This window comes from Arthrobacter sp. DualSoilB13 (assembly GCF_055389195.1).
In genome coordinates this window covers 111,514-130,107 of the sequence record NZ_AP035866.1, presented here as the reverse complement: position 1 = coordinate 130,107, position 18,594 = coordinate 111,514, and the positions used below count along the sequence as shown (strand labels likewise).

General features: G+C 57.3%; 14 protein-coding genes and 2 pseudogenes. 9 read left to right on the top strand and 7 right to left on the bottom strand.

Annotated features, from left to right (window positions below; genetic code table 11):
• Positions 1-79 precede the first annotated feature (79 nt).
• Together ACZ5J0_RS20550 and pmfR are read right to left on the bottom strand one after the other, a co-directional pair.
• Positions 80-766 carry a hypothetical protein gene (locus tag ACZ5J0_RS20550; protein ID WP_031217299.1) on the bottom strand — a complete coding sequence of 229 codons (687 nt, stop codon included), beginning with the start codon at positions 764-766 and terminating at the stop codon, positions 80-82.
• 1,243 nt (positions 767-2,009) lie between these two features.
• Positions 2,010-3,422 carry a transcciptional activator PmfR gene (pmfR, locus tag ACZ5J0_RS20545; protein ID WP_016359436.1) on the bottom strand — a complete coding sequence of 471 codons (1,413 nt, stop codon included), beginning with the start codon at positions 3,420-3,422 and terminating at the stop codon, positions 2,010-2,012.
• Positions 3,423-3,903: 481 nt separating this feature from the next.
• Between pmfR and ACZ5J0_RS20540 the strand changes: the two genes are divergently transcribed.
• From ACZ5J0_RS20540 to ACZ5J0_RS20515, 6 genes are all read left to right on the top strand, one after another.
• Positions 3,904-5,349, top strand: coding sequence for an APC family permease (locus tag ACZ5J0_RS20540; protein WP_225740119.1), 1,446 nt, complete (start codon positions 3,904-3,906; stop codon positions 5,347-5,349).
• 821 nt (positions 5,350-6,170) lie between these two features.
• Positions 6,171-7,034: a formyltetrahydrofolate deformylase gene (gene purU, locus ACZ5J0_RS20535; RefSeq protein ID WP_016359433.1), complete on the top strand. Its 864-nt coding sequence runs from the start codon at positions 6,171-6,173 to the stop codon at positions 7,032-7,034.
• Positions 7,035-7,089: 55 nt separating this feature from the next.
• Complete coding sequence (locus ACZ5J0_RS20530) at positions 7,090-9,564, top strand: GcvT family protein (protein ID WP_016359432.1); 2,475 nt, start codon at positions 7,090-7,092, stop codon at positions 9,562-9,564.
• A 95-nt stretch (positions 9,565-9,659) separates the two neighbouring features.
• On the top strand, positions 9,660-10,586 hold the full coding sequence (locus ACZ5J0_RS20525) for a bifunctional methylenetetrahydrofolate dehydrogenase/methenyltetrahydrofolate cyclohydrolase (RefSeq protein ID WP_464094960.1): 927 nt from the start codon (positions 9,660-9,662) through the stop codon (positions 10,584-10,586).
• Between the two features lie 27 nt (positions 10,587-10,613).
• Positions 10,614-10,964 (top strand): DMT family transporter, encoded by a 351-nt coding sequence (locus ACZ5J0_RS20520; RefSeq protein ID WP_016359430.1) that lies wholly within the window; start codon positions 10,614-10,616, stop codon positions 10,962-10,964.
• A 50-nt stretch (positions 10,965-11,014) separates the two neighbouring features.
• Positions 11,015-11,515 carry a DMT family transporter gene (locus ACZ5J0_RS20515; RefSeq protein ID WP_464094961.1) on the top strand — a complete coding sequence of 167 codons (501 nt, stop codon included), beginning with the start codon at positions 11,015-11,017 and terminating at the stop codon, positions 11,513-11,515.
• A gap of 180 nt (positions 11,516-11,695) precedes the next feature.
• Here the strand turns inward: ACZ5J0_RS20515 and ACZ5J0_RS20510 are convergent, their stop codons facing one another.
• The 3 genes from ACZ5J0_RS20510 to ACZ5J0_RS20500 form a co-directional block, all read right to left on the bottom strand.
• The gene (locus ACZ5J0_RS20510) at positions 11,696-12,433 is read right to left on the bottom strand and encodes a fumarylacetoacetate hydrolase family protein (RefSeq protein ID WP_464094962.1); all 738 of its coding nucleotides are present in this window, start codon (positions 12,431-12,433) and stop codon (positions 11,696-11,698) included.
• Between the two features lie 41 nt (positions 12,434-12,474).
• Positions 12,475-13,980 carry an NAD-dependent succinate-semialdehyde dehydrogenase gene (locus tag ACZ5J0_RS20505; protein WP_464094963.1) on the bottom strand — a complete coding sequence of 502 codons (1,506 nt, stop codon included), beginning with the start codon at positions 13,978-13,980 and terminating at the stop codon, positions 12,475-12,477.
• A gap of 584 nt (positions 13,981-14,564) precedes the next feature.
• Positions 14,565-14,690 carry a hypothetical protein gene (locus ACZ5J0_RS20500; RefSeq protein WP_017200534.1) on the bottom strand — a complete coding sequence of 42 codons (126 nt, stop codon included), beginning with the start codon at positions 14,688-14,690 and terminating at the stop codon, positions 14,565-14,567.
• Positions 14,691-14,906: 216 nt separating this feature from the next.
• On the opposite strand from ACZ5J0_RS20500, the gene ACZ5J0_RS20495 reads away from it, so the two are divergent.
• The 3 genes from ACZ5J0_RS20495 to ACZ5J0_RS20485 all read left to right on the top strand — a co-directional run bounded on the left by ACZ5J0_RS20495 (position 14,907) and on the right by ACZ5J0_RS20485 (position 17,509).
• Positions 14,907-16,172: a flavin monoamine oxidase family protein gene (locus ACZ5J0_RS20495; protein ID WP_071416795.1), complete on the top strand. Its 1,266-nt coding sequence runs from the start codon at positions 14,907-14,909 to the stop codon at positions 16,170-16,172.
• Entirely contained in the window at positions 16,169-16,513 is a 345-nt protein-coding gene (locus tag ACZ5J0_RS20490) for a cupin domain-containing protein (RefSeq protein WP_082038920.1), read from the top strand. The genes ACZ5J0_RS20495 and ACZ5J0_RS20490 overlap by 4 nt, the downstream gene beginning before the upstream one ends.
• Positions 16,514-16,894: 381 nt before the next feature.
• The gene (locus tag ACZ5J0_RS20485) at positions 16,895-17,509 is read left to right on the top strand and encodes an NADPH-dependent FMN reductase (protein ID WP_021474757.1); all 615 of its coding nucleotides are present in this window, start codon (positions 16,895-16,897) and stop codon (positions 17,507-17,509) included.
• Positions 17,510-18,023: 514 nt separating this feature from the next.
• Here ACZ5J0_RS20485 and ACZ5J0_RS20480 read toward each other — a convergent pair.
• Positions 18,024-18,359, bottom strand: a pseudogene (locus ACZ5J0_RS20480) (helix-turn-helix domain-containing protein).
• Positions 18,352-18,486: pseudogene (locus ACZ5J0_RS20475) on the bottom strand (tyrosine-type recombinase/integrase); the annotation flags it as partial. The pseudogenes ACZ5J0_RS20475 and ACZ5J0_RS20480, both read right to left, overlap by 8 nt.
• Positions 18,487-18,594: the final 108 nt, after the last annotated feature.

Here is an 18,594-nt window from a genome sequence, read left to right as displayed (position 1 = left end):
GGTTGGGGATCGGCTTACGGACGAGGTTCCCCTAGGGGGCGACGTCAAGCTTGGTGTTGCTGTGTTTGGAATGGAACCGTTAGGTCCGGGGCATGAATTGGACTTGGATGTGCTTGAGCTCAGTGCGGGGAAGCACAGCGGTCACCACGCCGCCGCCTGCCAGTTGGGCTCCGATACCGTAGACGAACGGGTCCGTATCGACCTCTGCACCGGGCATATCGACTCCGTTGATGACGGTCCTGGCCTGGCTGTTGACCATCCGGCCGGTAACTGTGGGGGCGTGCTGGTCCCACGGGTTGCTGCCCGGCCAGAGCTCTTGCCGATATTGGTTCATGAGGATGTGGTTGACATGGTCAACCAACAGGCTTCGAACCGAAGAACGCTCGGATGGATCACGGTGCCAGGTGGTTCGCACGGCCTCCTCAAGTTGCGGGTAACGCAGGCGCTCCACGTACTCGATCAGCCAAGGGGGCCGCGGCCATGGCGGAACTTCCTCGATCGATCTGCGTGTCTTCTCGTTGAGGTCCGCGAGGTTTACCGGGTCTGAGTGGTCATCCGGGTTTCGCCAGAGCGTATAGGTGATGCTCGCCGTCATCTCGTTGTACCCACGATCATCTTGGCCATAGGTCACACCAACGCTGTCGGTGTCCTCCAACGATGGTTGAGGCGCGAGCCCCATCACCGGAATGGGCATCAGCTTCAGGCGCTCGGCCCATCCGGCCCGCGGGTCAGGAGCGTCTGAGGGGAGAATTCCGGCCACTCGCATACCTCGACGATGAACCACACGAGGGCGCCTGTAAATGGGAATTGGGTTTGGTACAACACCAAGCACGAACACTCCGGCATCGCCCTGTTCTCCTCAGCGCAAGTCCACGACGGCACATGGAAAAGCATTCGGAAGGAACGCGACCAAACCCTGCAACGCTACTACGACCAGTACCCGCACAGATTCCGAGACCGACCCACCACACCAGCACCGCAAACCTACGTAGGAATCAACCTTCCCGAACCAAACAAACAACCAGCCCACTGACTCCACACAGCTTGAAGGCCTGCGATATGCCCCCATCTCGCATCAGAGGCCGATGGTGCTTTCGCCAGCTTTCTCTCCACGTCCCAACGGCCCAAGATCGTACACCTGTTGCTGTGGGCCGGAGCAGCGGGCTGCCGTCATTGGTGGTAAGGCGAAGAAGGGAACATCTGAGCGGTAAAACTGTGGGAAGGGCGTCACCTCCGACGCCAAGAACGTCCGCAGCGTCCGCGACATCCACCGCGGTCAAAACCGATTTTTGTGCGGCGGCGCCGACACGTTTGACACATCGACGACCAGCGAAAAACAAGACCGCCTAATTGCACACCCTCACTTCTCGATTTCGCTTGCACAAGTAGTCCTAAGAACACCGACGGGATGAGGCGGGTTCTGGGGAAGCCATTGTCCGTGACAGCAGCACCGCTAACTTGCTTTCGTTGGCTGCTCAATCCGTTTCCGGCAAGTTGCAGAATCTGCAGGGGTGCTCTTCGCAACCAGAACCGGCAGGTTCAAGGGCAAGACGCGGGTGCTGTCCTGGGGTGAGGGTGCGTAAGCGGGGATCTAAAGTGTGCCCGTCCGGAACGGCGGCTGTCATCATGGGGTAACCTTTCTGTTCCTCGAGGCCACGCGTTGGTGGACGAGGGTGTTGAGGGACAAAGGGAGCTCGACTGCTGATACGGAAGGCTCCTATGTAAGAGCAGGGATAACCGGAGCAGGAACCGGGGCGAGTCGCGTCAGCCGATTTTGCTGCTCACAGGTGCACTCAACAACAAGCCCTGTTCTTCGACATTAGACGTTCGGGAAACGGCAGTCATGATAGGGAAAGCCAAAAACAAGAAACCCTTTTGTCTGATTCCTTGGATCGCAAGTAGAACCTGCTCTTTGGAAGACGCCCTTCGCAGGGTGTATGAGCGGTGCCCTTGACAATGTCCGTCACTACGACAGCCTGGAACGAGGAACTCGTGAATGACGGAAGTCTTCAGTCGGATCTGTCCGAGAAGGAGGGCCAGGCTTGAAACGCAAGCCAGAAGGCAGACAGATCCGCTGACGACGCGATATCCCGCCCGGTGATCTCTTTGATCCGGGTGAGTCTATAGGACAAGGTCTGCCGGTGGATGCCAAGAGCGGCTGCCGTTTCATTCCAGCGACGGTCATTGGCAAGGAAAGCAAACAGCGTTTCACGCAGAACAGTTATTTTAGGATCCGTACCCGCGAGTCTACCTAATACCTGTTGGACTATGGCCGAGGCTTCCTTTCTAGAGCGGGTTAGTAGCGATACCGGGACCCCGGTGAAGTCCGTCCATAGACCGTTCGTCCCACCAGATGAAAAGATCTTTGCGGCTTCATCCGCAGCAGCTTTAGCATCCCGCAAGTCGAGGTAGGTTGACGATACCCCGGCCCGGACGTCGAGGCCGTGGAGCAAGTTCCGGACGTCATTTCGACTCTGCTCAGGCATCAGGATAAAAAACGAGCTGCTTCCGGGCCCGGCCAGAACTGGCAGTGACTTGATGGACGCGGCCCGGGCTACCTTTTCGCTATCTTCCAATGCCACTGCAACGAATTGATAGCCTGACGAAGTACCGCTCGGACCCAGAATGCTCCCCAACCCATCAGGGCTACGCCCTTCAAAAATGGACGCAAGCATTTGAGTCGACCGTTCGGAACGGCGGCGAAGTGACCGTAGAAGTTGGCTCAACGCGACATCTATCACCTGCAGGACATGGATTAGCAGGAAGCTGCTCACCTCTTCGCCGGGATATTCGGAAATCATGAGCCTGGAGTCGCTGTCCCCCGGGAGCGCATAGGTACGTTCCCGGACGGACGTGGGCATAAATTCTAGCGGTGCCCCTTCTACAATCGTTAGGCCGGTTTGCACATCGAAGACGCTGAGACCCGCCCTTAGAAGAGCCTGTAAGTCGTTCATCATCCGTAACGGGTCAGTACGGGCGTACGTGGACAACTGATAGAGCTTGCTCAGCTTGAGTACTTGCATGGTTTGGGTGGTTGCGGTAGCAGCGGCAACTGTTCTCCCAATTGCTGCGAAGGGAGTGGCCTGGTTCGTGAGAAGTACAGGAAAAGAACGTCTGTCTGCTTCTTCGTATAGTTCCCGAGTGAGTGGGGGGAGGCTGTTGTGATCCCCCAAGGCAACACCGGAAAGGCCGGCCTCGTCGAGTTTGACAATGAAGTTCCGTTGTTCCACGGCACTATGCGGAACACACAGGCCCACTGTCATGAGTAACTCGTGCGGACCAAGCCAGCGGTCGGGATCACTCAACTCGCAGCTGTGCGCCCATAGAACCTGCCGGTCAAGGCCGCCGGCGCCAGAAAGTACCTTCATACCCAGGCTTTGAGCGGTAACGAGGTCCCTGACCGTCAGCACTTGCTGTTCCATACGGGCATCTTAGTACTCGTGTATGAGGTAACTCTCTAGTACGCCAACACGAATATTTCGCAAACTTTGGTCTTTTGTCGAGTTTTGGCTCACGGAACGGATGCGTAAGGTGTGTCACACGCAGGCAGCCATGACCCTTAGGGAGCTTTGTAGGCACCGTGCACTGACCTGACACCGGCCACACAAGTATTCCCACAGCATCGGAGCGTGGCCGTCATTTGTGAGACCAGCTCGACTCAACCCCTCCCGCTGGTATCGAACGCTGTTAGAAGGCTAAACAGCTTGAACAGCCGAAAACATTGCTGGCGAACTGGCTCGGTGAGCATACAAGACTGAATTGGTCGCAACCACAATCCGAACCCAAGTCGCCATCTGGTAGGTGCAAGGGCGCATCTTCCCAACCGACTTCTTCGACAGGTTCGAAGAAGCCGCTTAAGCGTCGTGGTCGTGTGACCGCGACTCACCTGAAAGGCGTACACCTTTGCAATCTTCTTCTTCTGATATCACAGGAACATCGGCGGACGGTGGCCAAGCACCACCTCCTCAAGATATAGCCCATGCAGATCTACAGTTGGGACACCTCACCGGCCCGCAGGTGATGGGGCTTTCAATATCTTCTTTTATTCCCGCCGTCGGTCTTTCAGCAGTCCCCGCTTTCCTCGCCGCCTACACAGGGCGTTCGTCGTGGCTGGCTATGGCTGCCTCCGTTGTGGCATTCACCATCATTGGGTTATTCGTTACTGCGTTCGCCCGACGGTTTATAGGAACTGGGTCGCTCTACTCCTATATTCGGCACGTGTTTGGCTCGTGGAGCCCGCTCGTCATCGCGGCGGCGATGGTCCCAGGTTACATCGTTGTAGTCATGGTCCTAGTCGTCTCACTGGGTCTCTATGTCGGAAGTTTCCTCATGTCCGTGGGCGTTTCTAGCGCAGCAGGACCAGAGATACAACTGGTAATTTACGTCTTAGCGGCGCTGGTAGCTATGGGGATCGCCTATCGAGGATTGGACGTATCAGTCCGTTCCAGCGTCATCCTCACGGTCGTTTCTGTGCCCGTTATGTTGGTCATTACCGTGGCAACGGCATTCGGCGGAAATGTTGACCTGGCGAGCCAGCTTAGTCTCAGCGACTTCACCTTCAACAGTTTCCTGCAAGGTCTAGCAATAGGCTCGACGTTCTTCATCGGTTTCGAAAGCAGCGCGGCCCTTGGCGCAGAAACCAGAAACCCTACCCGCGCGATTCCTCGGGCAATCATGGTGATCCCCGTCGTCCTCGGTATGGCCTTCCTTGCTGCCACAGTTATCCAGGTGCCGACTCTTGTCGATTCTGCTGACCAGCTTGCCCTTGGTGTCTCACCGAATGCGGTGCTTGCTGAAGCAGCAGGGGTAGGTTTTCTATCGAACATCAGCGACCTGGTTCTGGCTGCTGCCGTCTTTGCCAGCCTGATTGGATTCTTCAACTACGGGTCGCGAGTCGTTGTCAGCGCGGCTTCTGACGGCCTCCTGCCTTCTGCCTTAACCAAAGTCAGCAAGCGTTACAAGAGTCCGCTGGCAGCCATTGCCTTCCTTGGAGTTCCCTCGCTCGTTGGCCCCCCTGTAATGCTCTGGCTGACATCATCCACCCCCCTGGAAATTTACGGATACATTGCCACCCTGTTGGTCTACTTCTGGGTAATTCCATACTTCCTCATCTGCATCGGCGGTGCGGTGTTGCTAAATCGCCTCAGTCCGCGGAAATCGGTTCTGGTAAACATAGGCGCTGCTCTGGCGTCGGCAACTGTTCTGTGGCTCTATGTAAACGGAATCTTGTACCCAGCGCCGGGGCCCCTGAGCGCATTACCCTATGTAATGATCGGAACAGTCGCGGTGTTCCTCGTCGGCTTTGTGGCATCTGTCCGCAGCAAAAGGAGGACCTCGATTTCCGCCTAGGGCGCATTGCATGATCTCCCTAGGAGTCAAGGCGCAGGTTGCATAAACTGCACCGGCGAGTAGCGCCCGCTCCCAAATAGCGCGCAATTAGGAGGCTCCCGTCCAACCCCGGCCGGGAGCCTCCTGCTACCACAATGAACCTTCTAAAAGAGACCCACGAGGACAGTGAGCTGAAGGGAGCCATGCTTCGTTCCCCGCATCTGTCCGAACAGATGCGGGGAACATCCAACAAGGACCCATTGTGAAATTGGGAACTTCACCGGGGCTGAATCCAACGGGCCGTTGAAGGTGGGTGGTACCCGCTGAGTTTGGGCCCGGGAAGCAGCAGCACGTCGACAGGTACTGATTGAGCAAGCCATGTGACAGCGGTTGAGGGTCTAAGACCAGCACGATGTAGGCGGTCCATGAGCTTGAGGCCAGGCCTCCTTTTTGCCGAGCTGATCACCTGGGTATAGCTGCCAGCGATGCCACCTCCGGTCGCTGGCTTCATGCATTTCTTCCGGCGCTGGCGCGAAGGTGAGGGGCAGTGGCAAAACGACTCGCTCGAAGGTTTTGCGTCCCCAGCCCAGGCCACGCTCCGCTCGGCAGGCTGCAACGCAAGCCGCCCCACCACTGTGACGTATCAAAGTCGCAGTTTAGACCTTAGTACCAAAACCATGGTCTTTTCAGACAAACACCGCATGGAAGGGGCCCGTTCTGGCGCGTATGGTCAACACACGATGCAGGTGCAGCTGGCAGGCGTAGGCCTATCTATAGGCACTGCCCGAACCGTCCCTCCTCGCAAGGGCACCCCACGTACGAACCTCCCCCCTAGGAGCCCCATGGAAAACGCCCAATTCCGCCAAGTAATTCTTTCACTCAGCTGCAGAGACAGGATTGGAATCGTTCACGCTGTCTCAGGCTTCTTGGTATCCCATGGCTGCAATATTCTTGCCAGTCAGCAGTTCGACGATGCCGCGGAACGCAGATTCTTCATGCGCGTGCACATCTCCTGCCCAGCAACTGTATCCATTGGCGATCTGAAAAGCGCGTTTCTAGCGGTGGCCTCCACATACGAGATGGAGTGGACCTTGGTCGACGCCTCTGATCGACCCAAGGTTGCACTGCTGGTTTCCAAAGCCGAGCATTGCCTCAACGACCTGCTCTTCCGTTGGCGCTCAGGACAACTCAAAGTGGATTTTCCATTCATCGCCTCGAACCATGCGACTCTTCAGCCAGTTGCAGATGCCCATGGAATCCCCTTCTTTCACATTCCGGTAACGCCGGAAACCAAGCAGGAAGCAGAGGAACATCTGCTGGCTCTCCTTGCAGAACATGAAGTGGAACTGACCGTTCTAGCCCGGTATATGCAGGTCCTTAGCGACAATCTTTGCCGCGAACTTGCTGGCAAGGCCATCAATATCCACCACTCATTCCTTCCAGGGTTTAAGGGCGCCAAACCCTACCACCAAGCATTTGACCGCGGGGTGAAACTCGTTGGGGCGACAGCACACTACGTCACCGCCGAACTGGACGAAGGACCAATCATCGAACAGGAAGTTCTTCGAGTTGGACATGACTACAGTCCAGCTCAACTCGCAGTGGCAGGGCAGGATGCTGAGCGACTTGCACTGTCCCGTGCCGTTCAATGGCACGCGGAACAGCGGATCCTGCTGAACGGCCACCGCACCGTCGTCTTCAACTAAGCACAACTACCCTTGCCCAGAGTCGTACATCGACCTGAGTAGAAATGAGACCCTGATGGACAGGCTTGTCGACCGCGACATAAGCGCCAGCATGTTTACAGCTACTTCCCATGACCCGTTGCCGACCCACGTCCGTACAGTCGTGGTCGGTGGCGGCATTATCGGTGCCAGCATTGCCTACCACCTTTCAGCTGCGGGTGAGAACGACACCCTACTTTTGGAGAGCAACGTCCTGGGCAGCGGCACCTCTTGGCACGCCGCAGGCTTGGTCACTGGAGCGCGCGGGACCACGACTATGACAAAGCTGGCCAAGTACGGCTTGGACTTTTATAGCCGGCTCGAGCAGATGTCCGGGCTGGACGTCTCATTTCAGCGTTGCGGGTCCCTCAGTGTTGCGCGAACCGCCGGTCGCGTTGACGAGCTTCTTTATGCAAAGGACGTGGCCGACCAGCAGGGCGTAAGAACTGAATGGCTAACTGAGGACCGATACAAGGAATTGTGGCCTCTCGCAACCTACTCAGGGGTTGCCGGAGCGCTCCTGCTGCCTGACGATGGTCACATCAACCCGGGTCACGCAACAGTGGCTCTCGCTAAACTCGCCCATAGCCTTGGGACCCAAATACGCGAAAACGTTGCCGTACACAAGGTACTTCGTCAGGGCGATCTCGTCGTCGGCGTACTCACGGATCAAGGAATCGTGCACTGCGATCGGGTGATTTTGGCGTGCGGTTTGTGGACTCGTGATCTCGCGGCCACCGCCGGGGTGAAGGTCCCCTTGTACGCCGCCGAACACATCCACGTCCGATCTGCAGAAATTGACGGGGCTGTCCCTGAGCTGCCCGTATATAGGGATCTAGACAACAGCTACTACATCCGTCACGAGGCCGGGAGGCTCTTGGTTGGCGCATTCGAGCCTGACGGGCTTCCACGCCCCGTTGAGGAGATTCCCTCCAACGGCTTCGCCGAGTTCGGACCGGAGTGGGAACACTTCGCTCCGATCAGAGCGAAGGCCGAAGGGGTAGTGCCGGCACTTGCTTCGGCGGGATTCGACCGATTCCTGAACGCTCCCGAAAGCTTCACCCCAGACGCCAACTTTGCCGTGGGTGAAACCTCCGAACTTTCCAATCTCTTCGTGGCAGCAGGCTTCAATTCTCAGGGGATTATCTTTGCTCCCGGCATAGGTAAGGAGCTGGCGGAGTGGGTCATTTCAGGTACGCCCGGTTTTGACTCATCCGCGGTGGACGTGCAGCGCTTTTCGGGACACCAAAACAACCGAAACTATCTCAAGGCCCGAACTAAGGAGGGCCTCGGTCGACTTTATGCAATGCACTGGCCGAACTTGCAGATGGAAACTGGCCGCAACGTCCGTCGAACGCCCCTTCACGCGCGCCTCGCTGAGCTCGGGGCCTGCTTTGGTGAAGTTAACGGTGGGGAGCGGGCAAACTGGTACGGGGCCCCGGGAACCTCTCCCACCTACGACTACAGCTATGGACGCCCGAACTGGTTCGACCGTGTCGCCGAAGAACATAAAGCGGCGCGTGAGGGCGTGGTCCTTTTCGATCTGAGTCCTTTTGCAAAATTCGAAGTTGCTGGTCCTGATGCTCTTGAGGTGTGTCAGATGGCCGCAACAGCAGACATCGACGTCGAGACCGATAAAGCGGTCTATACCCTCTTCTTAAATGACCGAGCGGGGATCGAACTAGACGGAACCATCACTCGTCTTGGCCTTGACCGGTTCTTGGTCGTTACCCCGTCATTTACCCAGCAAAAGACGGCAGCATACCTCAAACGAATCGCTCGGGGTAAAGCGGCCGCGGTATTTGACTGCACGGCGGCTCTGGCCACAATCGGAGTCATGGGACCGAAAAGCCGAGAACTTCTTAGCAGGATTTCGCCGGAAGACTGGTCCGACGAAGCACAGAGATACACCCACGGACGCATGGTAGAAATTGCAGACGGCTATGCGTACAGTTTGCGCGTGAGCTTCGTAGGCGAATTGGGCTACGAGTTGTACCCAAGTGCCGACATGGCAGTCAACGTCCTGGACGCGCTGTGGGAAGCAGGGCAGGATCTTGGACTCAAATTGGCCGGATACCACGCCTTGGATTCACTGCGCAGCGAGAAGGGATTCAGGCACCTGGGTCACGACATCGGGCCCATTGACGATCCCTATTCGGCAGGCCTTCGTTTCACTATCTCGATGGACAAACCGGGAGGCTTCCTAGGCAAAGACGCCCTCCTCAAGCTCGACCCCACAGCGCCCGATCATCGAACGGTGTATGTAGCACTGGAAGACCCCGATCCGGTGTTCGTACATGACGAGACCGTATACTGTAACGGCCTTCCAGTCGGACGCATGACGAGCGGCAGCTATGGCCACACGCTGGGACGCGCAGTCGGAATTGCCGCTCTTGAACCTGATGCAGATCTCTCCGGTGACTTCGAGGTCCAGTGCAAGGGACGGCTTTACCCCGCGAAGGTCTCCCGGCGGCCGTTCTACGATCCAAAGGGCGAACGGCTCCGCGGTTAGGAGCGACATCCCCCTCGACCCCCCTTGGCCCAGATATCGCATGGTTCGGCCTCTGGACAGATGAAAGCCTCACGGGACCACTAAAAGGAAGGCCTATGACCAAGAACGTCATGCACGAACCGAACCCGTTGGAGAACGTCGGCAACATCCTGGACGGCAGGGCAACCGCTCGTGCCGTGAAAACCGAACTCGCGGGTCGAATTGCAGCATTGAAGGACCATGGCAAGACGGTTGGCTTGGGAACGATCCTCGTTGGTGATGATCCTGCAAGCCATTCCTATGTAGCGGGGAAGCATAGAGACTGTGCGGAAGTGGGGATTGAATCCATTCGTCGGGACTTACCGTCGACAATCTCTCAGAGGGAATTAGAGAGCGTTCTGGATGAGCTGAATAAAGATGCCAGAACCACAGGCTACATAGTCCAGCTACCACTGCCCCCACATATCGACCAAAACGCTGTCTTGGAAAAAATTTCCCCTCAAAAGGATGCAGACGGACTACATCCGATCAACCTTGGAAAGCTTGCACTCAACGTCAGCGGCGACCTCACCTCTCCTCTACCCTGCACTCCAAACGCCATCGTGGAGCTCTTATCCCGACACGGGATCGCTCTCAACGGATTGGAAGTGCTTGTCATCGGTCGAGGAGTGACAGTGGGCCGGCCCCTGGGGCTACTGCTTACACGGCGCGCTATCAACGCAACCGTCACTTCAGCGCATACCGGTTCGGCTGATCTCCCCAAGCTGCTAAAGCGCGCAGATGTTGTCGTGGCCGCTGCCGGTGTACCGGGGATCGTGCAAGGTAAACACCTGAAGCCGGGGTCAATAGTCTTAGACGTAGGAGTGTCACGGATCCTTGACGCCAGCACCGGCAAAGCCGCCCTCCAAGGAGACGTCGATGCCGACACTATGCAGGTCGCCGCCTGGATCTCACCCAACCCCGGCGGTGTTGGTCCTATGACCCGGGCGATGCTTCTTGTAAACGTCGTTGAGGCGGCCGAACGGGATCTTTCGCATGCATAGAAACGCCCCGCCAGGACCACCCTTCGTTTGCAGACCAGGTATGGAAGGAGGGCATTAACCATCTGGCCCCTACTTTTACTGGCGATCGCTGCGGAAGTAGCAGCTACCAGTCTGCTCCCTCAAACAAACGGATTCAGGAAACTCAAGCCGACTGTGGCAGTCGCCTGCCTATACACGGTCGCCTTCGCCCTCTTGGCTCAGATCCTCAAGTTCACCGACATCGGAATTGCTTACGCACTTTGGGCCGGCCTGGGAACTGCGTCTGTAGCAGTTATCGGCGTCCTGTTCAGAAACGAACGCTTCAGCTGGAAACATGCCATCGGACTGGCTCTTGTGGTCACGGGCGTGGTCACACTCAACCTCCAAGCCGGTCAATGACTCAAACTCTGCCTCCCGAGTTCAGACCATGAAGGCTGACAATCGGGGGCATGAGTAGCCATGCAGGACGAACGCCAGTCAGGACGGTCTTGAACTTTTGCACAGCATTTCGGCAGATCATCACAGGAGAGGCAGGAAGCGTGCCGGCTGACAAAGCTAACAGGAGGCAGGAATGTGCGCCGCTACGTCATAGACATGGCCTTCATGCTTGGTTGTATCTTGCAAGTGCCATAACCACCGAGGTGACTGGCACAGTAATTCTCGACTTTTCCGAAGGCTTTCAACTCCCGGCACAGACAACCGCGGCCATGGCACTATACGCCTTTTCCTTCTTTTTGCTAACCCGCGCGCTTAGGGCAGTACCACTAAGCGTCGCTTATGCTACGTGGTCTGGTCTAGGCACAGTAGCCGTTGCCTTTGCTGGCGCGATTATCCACGGAGAGGCAGTTACTTTGGGAAGGATAACAGCCATTACTGCGGTGATCGGGGGCATCGTAATATTGAACCTTGCCACCACGAGCCAACACTCGGCACGACGCAAAGACGTCTAAGAGGATGGGTACAGCCGATGCTCGGGATAGCCGGCGCTCGGCGAACTCAAGGAAGTCGGGCTTGGTGACGAAGCACATCGGACTATCCGGGCGGCTTGAAGAACGGCGCCAAGGGCAAGGTCCTAGACTTGCGAAGGATTGTGCCTGACCCCTCTCGGAGGGGTCCTTTATTTGCAGTAATTAGACGACTGTGCTGGTCAACGTACCAATTCCCTCGAGACTGATTTGCACGCAGTCTCCGGGGTTAACAGCTGCGAAGGTACCCGGCGCCCCCGTCATCACGATGTCACCAGGCTTAAGAGTCGTCCAGCGAGTGACATACACCAGGCAGTCCACCACGCTCGTGGGTAGATTGAATGTCCCGGAATTGGCCCTAACCTCGCCGTTCACTCGCACGGTGATGTTGACCTTTTCAGGATCCCTAATGTCGGTCTCAATCCAAGGTCCAAGAGGTGTGTAATTAACGCCGGCTTTGGCTTGGAAAAGTTTTTCGTCGATAAGTCCTTGGTCGGCGTTCGTGACATCATTCGCGATCGTGTACCCCAGCACATGGTCCATCGCCTCTTCCGTGGTAAGACCGGTAGCGAGTTTACGAATAACAACTGCCAGCTCGCCCTCCACGTGGACTGCCCCAGCGTCCCGAACCATCTTAATGTGATCACCCGGGTTGGCCAGGGTATGTACGGATTTGTGCCATGCCTGTACGGGAAGCGGATGCTTATTGTCAGGGCGGTTATGGCTCATTCCTATGAGGACGGAGGGACGTACCGGGGCGAGTAGCTTCGCACCATCCGCCGGTGTGACTTGCCCAGTGAAGGATATGACTTCGGCAAACGGGTCTTCCAGATGGTGCCACTCACCGTTCCGAAACACTGCGTGCCGTGGGCCTGCGCTCGTTTGTATCCTAGCAAGTCGCATTATTCACTCGCTCAGACGGCATGTAAGCCCCTACCAGTCGTTCAGTTCTCATAGGGATCGGCGATGCCGATGTATTGGGTGGTGGTGTATTCGGCGATACCTTCGGACCCGCCTTCGCGGCCTAGCCCTGATTGTTTAACGCCACCAAAGGGGGCGGCGGCGTTGGAGATGATGCCCGCGTTGAAGCCAACCATGCCAAACTCGATCTGCTCCGCCACCCGCAGGAGCCGGCTAAAGTCGCGGCTGTAAAGGTAGGCCGCGAGCCCGTATTCCGAGGCGTTAGCCAGTTTGATTGCGTCCTGTTCAGTAGTGAAGGTGGTGACAGGAGCGACGGGTCCGAAGATTTCCTGGCCGAGGATCGCCGCATTGTTGGGAACGTCGGCGAGGACGGTGGGCTGATAGAAGTAGCCTGGTCCGTCCACGGGGGCCCCGCCGGTGACAGCGACAGCGCCGGCGTCCACCGCAGCAATGACTAGGGCATGGATGTCGTCGCGAGCACCGTTATTGATCAGCGGGCCGACCTGACTGGCAGGGTCCGTACCTCGGCCGGTGGAGAGGGCACCCATCGCGGCTGCGAACTTCCGGGTGAATTCCTGCGCCACGGATTCTTGAACGAGGAACCGGTTGGCTGCTGTGCAGGCCTCGCCCATGTTCCGCATCTTAGCCGCCATTGCCCCTTCTACAGCTTTGTCCAGGTCTGCATCTTCGAACACGACGAACGGAGCATTTCCACCCAATTCCATGGAAGTCCGCAGGACATGTCGGGAAGCGTCTGACATCAGGCGCTTGCCGACCGGAGTGGACCCTGTGAAGGAAACCTTACGCAGCCGGGAATCTTTCAGGAGTGGCCCGGATATCCCCGACGCCGAGGAGGAAGAAACGACATTGAGAACTCCTGCAGGAAGGCCGGCCTCCATCATCGTTTGGGCAAATAGCTGCGAAGTTAGCGGCGTCAGCTTTGCTGGTTTAAGAACCATCGTGCAACCAGCGGCCACCGCGGGAGCAACCTTGCGAGTAGCCATGGCCAACGGGAAATTCCACGGCGTTATCAGCAGGCAGGGACCTACGGGTTTGTGCTGGACCAGGATCTTGTTCTTACCTTCGGGGGTGGTGAGGTATCGGCCGTAGTCCCGAACAGTTTCTTCCGAGAACCAACGCAGAAACTCGGCGCCGTAGGCAACCTCGCCCCGGGCTTCAGCCAATGGCTTGCCCATCTCCAACGTCATCAAAAGCGCGAAGTCCTCCGATCGCGCTGTTACCAGGTCGAAGGCACGGCGCAAAATCTCGGCTCGCACCCGCGGAGCGGTCCGCGCCCACGAGGTCTGCGCCGCGCAAGCAGCCTCCAGAGCGGCGACGGCATCCTCGCTAGTGGCCGAAGCTAGAGTAGCGAGCACCTCCCCCGTAGCAGGATCACGCACATCAAACGTTCCGCCGTCTGATGCATCCCGCCACTGGCCGCCAACAAGCAAGCCGGTGGGCACAGACGCGAGCAGAGGGGCCTCGCGCTCTAGGGGAGCGGCGGGGAACACAGCCGATTCAACTGTCATTTGTAGTCCTCAGAAGATTGTTTTGTAAGCGACTGATTGTGGTGGGTGGGCACATTGGGGGTGAGTAAGTTTCCGCTAAGGAAAGCGCAAGACGCGGACCATGGTGAGACAAAGTTGTGACGGTAGGCGTCGCATGAGTGCCGGCGAAATTGACTCTTATGTTAGGAGCACGGAGTCCAACATTAGATATTCGGTCGACATCCAACATTGCTTCTCCAGAGATCGCGCTCCACTGTCGTCCCTGGGGATATGTCCGGCGAAAGGCGGACACTGAACGTTCTTTGGTCGTGACGCGTGACAACAATTCCATGGGTCGACGTCCGTAACGCATGCGCCATTGCCTCGGTGACCACGGCGGTGAGTCGTTCATCCACCTCGCAGCGGTGATCAACTGTGATGACCTTGCTAAATATGCCCGTGTGCTGTGGCATGCCGGTGGCTCCTTCCGAGGCGGTGCGCGAGTCTCTACCGCGCTATGTTTCAGACATAAAAGTGCTCTGTTGCTTCGAAGCGAACGCAAAGGCGGTTACGGTCTCACGTCTAAGCAGTCAGTATGAAGCGCCCCGCGGTGGTCCCAAACAGTTCTAGAGGATGATTTCTGTACTAATTCCGTACTTGAGTCCGAAAACGAACCCGGCTATGAAACCGGGAAAATCCTCCACGAGGTCAGGCTGGACGTCTCCAGCGGCCTGTCGCTTGGGGGTAAGCACATCCGGAACTTTCCCTCGCCGAGGCTTTTAGGGCAACAATCCACTCGGCCACGCGCCACCCGGCAGACACCGCAACGACTATTCAGAAGTACAAAAACGAGGAGAGATTTATCATACTCGTATGATTTTGTTAGCACTCCTAGCGACCTAATCTGGGGTGGGAACAGCGTCTTCTACTGTCTTCGCCCCTGAACAAAACGAAACGGAGGTGGCTGTGTGGGCCGCATAGGAATTCTTGGTGCCGGCTTGGCTGGCCTTGCAGCTGCTACAAAACTCGCCGAAGCCGGTGAAAACGTCACGGTATTCGAAGCCCGCAACCGCCCCGGTGGTCGTGTGTGGTCCGAAACGCTTGACACACCAAAAGGCAGCTATGTGATAGAACGAGGTGCAGAATTCGTTCTAGATGGCTACACCTCCATGCGGCGGCTGCTTTCCCAGTTTGGGCTTAGCTTGGTTGACACTGGCATGAGCTATTACGTTCGGGAACCCGGCGACACGACTGGAATCACTTGTGATGACATTATCCGTACCGGACGGGAAGCACTGGAATTAGCCAGTGGCAGTGGCCTTCAGGGGACCGCCGAAGAGTTGCTTGCCAAGTTGCCCGACGAACCGGAACTGGTCGACGCCCTTCGTGCCCGAATCGAAATCTCTACGGCTGTGAGCGCATCAGAGGTCACGGCGAGATCCTTACAACATATCGCCTCGTTCGAACCCAAACCCAGCTGGCGGGTGGCTGGCGGCAATCAGCGGCTGCCCGACGCGATGGCAGCTGCACTTGGTTCTGCTGTTCGTTACGGCGAAACCGTGAGGGCGGTTGAAAACATTAGTGACGGCGGTGTTCTTGTTACCACCGACACCGACACGTCCGTTTTCGACACCGTCGTTGTTGCTCTTCCGTTGGCTGTAATCCGTGACTCGCAACTGAACCTTCCGACAACCGAGGCACGTGACGCAGCCCTAAAGCACGTTCTTCAAGGACATGCGGCAAAACTACACCTCCCATTGGAAACCCAGCCCGCCACAAGTGCTGTCATGTCCGTCGAAGGCCGCTACTGGACCTGGACAGCCACGGACGAATCCGGGGCCGTGGCCCCGGTGCTGAACGCCTTCATGGGCTCACCATCAGCCATTACCCGTGCCAGCCTTAAACAGCGCCCAGCGGAATGGGTTGCCAAAGCACGAGCACTTCGCACGGATCTCGCCATCCCACAGGACGCTGCCGCGCTGACCACTGTATGGTCCGAGGACCAACTGGCAGGTGGCGCTTACGCCGCCCATGCCCCAGGCGTAACGGCAGCGGGGACAGCTCTTTTGGAAAAGCCGGTAGGAGATGTTTTCTGGGCCGGCGAATACAGCGAACCCGAATTTGTAGGCCTAATGGAAGGAGCTATACGCAGCGGCGAGCGAGCCGCCGGACGTGTAATGCAGCGCCTTGAAACTAAGTCTGGTAACTCTGACTCTGAAAGAAGCAAAGCATGAGCACCGTACTTCACGCATCTTCCATACACTGGCCAAAACCGGTTTCGATTACTTCCGAACGAGTCATTCAGGGCACACCCGCCGCGAGTACCCACGTGCTTTTTACGGACGGCAAAACGGAGCTTGGTCTGTGGCGGGTGAGTCCTGGTGAATTTAGTACAGTCCATCAGGGATACGAGGAATTTATTAGCGTGTTAGAAGGAGAAGGTGAACTGATTCATGATGACGGCTCACGCATCACCCTCAAGCCCGGAACAGTCCTAATCCTTGAGAACGGCTGGAGCGGTCGGTGGAGTATCAAAAGCACCCTCGTTAAGTCCTACGCAATAGTTCGCCTTTGAACTGAAACGGGACAAGCACCTGTGCCGTAAAAGTTTTCTACCCTTCATCGTAGCGAAAGTCGCTGTATCCATAGCTCTACAAAAGGTCTAGACGTGAACAAGCACTCGTTCCACCTGTTCCGCCCCGGGTTTTGCCATGTGCGGTCAACTAACCATGGTGCGCGCCACCTCCAAGATCGGACACCACTCGGTAACTGCACGTTCGTCGAAAAATTTAGCAAGGCTGCCCTTCCTTCTCAGGCATTGAGGACTCCCGTTGAAAATCGCAATCCCGAAGTACAGGATCTTCTTCCCTGGCTCGGCTGGCTGACCACATAAACCGGCAGCAACGCACAAGTTAGCCTGCGGCCGCCGTAAATCGGAAAAGAAAGGATTGAAACTTTGGCAGCAAAATACAAGATCGGATATTTCGTGGGGAGCTTGGCAACCGGCTCTATCAACCGAGTTCTCTCGCAAGCTTTGATAAATCTTGCACCAGAGGACCTCGAGTTCAGCGAAATTCCGATTAGGGATCTCCCGCTTTATAGCTATGACTACGACGCGGATTTCCCGCCGGAAGGCCGGGCGCTCAAGCGTGCCATTGAAGCGTCGGACGGTATTCTCTTCGTGTCTCCCGAGTACAACCGTTCCATTCCGGGTGCCCTTAAAAACGCTATCGACTGGGGCTCTCGTCCTTGGGGATCGAATTCGTTCGCCCGTAAACCCACCGGCATCATCGGGACCTCCCCGGGTAGTATCGGCACCGCCGTGATGCAGTCATCCTTCCGCAGCATCCTTAGCTTCCTAGACGCACCCCAGCTGAATTCGCCTGAAGCATACGTTCACTACGACGCGGACGTGTTTGGGGAAGGGGGCGAAGTCAAGGATGAACGCACCGCGAAATTCCTGCGCCACTACATGGACGAGTACAGCGCCTTCGTTGCCCGAGTCCTAGCAGCCAACACCGCCGGACACATCGGTGATATGGAGCCGGACAGGGAGAAGCTATCCCGCTAAAAAGGACAACGCGCCACGACAGCAAACTGTCCCTGTCGAGGACACCACACTGACGTAACTGTGATGTTGCGGTTGTAGATGGGTCTGTCTGGTCCGCGGCTGCAGAATTTGCGAAAAGTCATAGCTAGGGTTGCCACCGAGCGATGGCCCTAACCTTCACGGCTGCAGATGTCGGCAAGGCTAGCAACTCAGCGAAACACCGTGGCAAGGGCAAAAAGCTGCGGAGCAAGGAAACTGCTCACGACCGTTAGTCGGCCGTTGGTCCACGCCGCCGGTGACGCTGATGTCGTCCCAGGTTAGACGTGCGATGTTTTCAGCTTGTTGTCCGAAGACGAGGATGAGGATGGCGGCGGCCCGGTCATGGCCGCAGGCGCAGACCCCGCAGGTGCGTTTTGCCTGCTGATAGCAGTAGCCGCAGACTCCGCCGTCGGGCCAACGCGCAACCGTTTGGTGGTGCTGGCCGCAGCGAACGCAGGGGACCGGCCAGCGAACGGGGTCCTCTTCTTTGCGTGGCCTACTCACCGTCTTCGGGAGCGACGAGTCGGACACGTCGTGCGATCGGGTTTCCTGGTTGGATGCCGAGGTCTTCGCTGTCGCCGCGGCGCGCATCTCCACGAAAGGTTCGAAAAGGTCGTTCGGGGTGCAGTCCAGGACGTCGCAGAGCACCGCGAATGTCTTTGCCGGAATGCGCTCCGGCGTCGAGGTGACCAGCCTGTAGACCTGGCTTTCGGAGAGGTTGATGCCACGGGATTTCAGGAGCGGCATCAGTTCGGTGGTCTTCCAGAGGTTCTGCTTTGTCATCAGGGCTCGCAGGTTTCCAGCGGTAGCCAATCCGGCGCTGTTCAGGCACCTGGGTCCTCCAAGTTCGCGATGCGGCGTGCAATCATCTGCTGCACGGTTTTCTGCTTGAAGTCCGACGATACCGAGGTATAGAGGCCGGTAGTCGACGCATAGGAGTGGCCAACCTGCGTCTGCATTATCTTGAGCCCGTCGGGCTCCTGTGCCTCTGGCCTGCGGTTTTGGGTTGGTGGGTGTGTCCGGGACGTGCATGACGGTGGCATTGGGTGTCCTTTCATTCTCGTGGA

Bases quoted from the DNA above. Each gene is read 5' to 3' on its own strand.
- ACZ5J0_RS20530 (WP_016359432.1), top strand. From the start codon at position 7,090: ATGGACAGGCTTGTCGACCGCGACATAAGCGCCAGCATGTTTACAGCT.
- pmfR (WP_016359436.1), bottom strand. From the start codon at position 3,422: ATGGAACAGCAAGTGCTGACGGTCAGGGACCTCGTTACCGCTCAAAGC.
- ACZ5J0_RS20505 (WP_464094963.1), bottom strand. From the start codon at position 13,980: ATGACAGTTGAATCGGCTGTGTTCCCCGCCGCTCCCCTAGAGCGCGAG.
- ACZ5J0_RS20515 (WP_464094961.1), top strand. From the start codon at position 11,015: ATGAGTAGCCATGCAGGACGAACGCCAGTCAGGACGGTCTTGAACTTT.
- ACZ5J0_RS20550 (WP_031217299.1), bottom strand. From the start codon at position 766: ATGCGAGTGGCCGGAATTCTCCCCTCAGACGCTCCTGACCCGCGGGCC.
- ACZ5J0_RS20525 (WP_464094960.1), top strand. From the start codon at position 9,660: ATGACCAAGAACGTCATGCACGAACCGAACCCGTTGGAGAACGTCGGC.
- ACZ5J0_RS20510 (WP_464094962.1), bottom strand. From the start codon at position 12,433: ATGCGACTTGCTAGGATACAAACGAGCGCAGGCCCACGGCACGCAGTG.
- ACZ5J0_RS20490 (WP_082038920.1), top strand. From the start codon at position 16,169: ATGAGCACCGTACTTCACGCATCTTCCATACACTGGCCAAAACCGGTT.
- purU (WP_016359433.1), top strand. From the start codon at position 6,171: ATGGAAAACGCCCAATTCCGCCAAGTAATTCTTTCACTCAGCTGCAGA.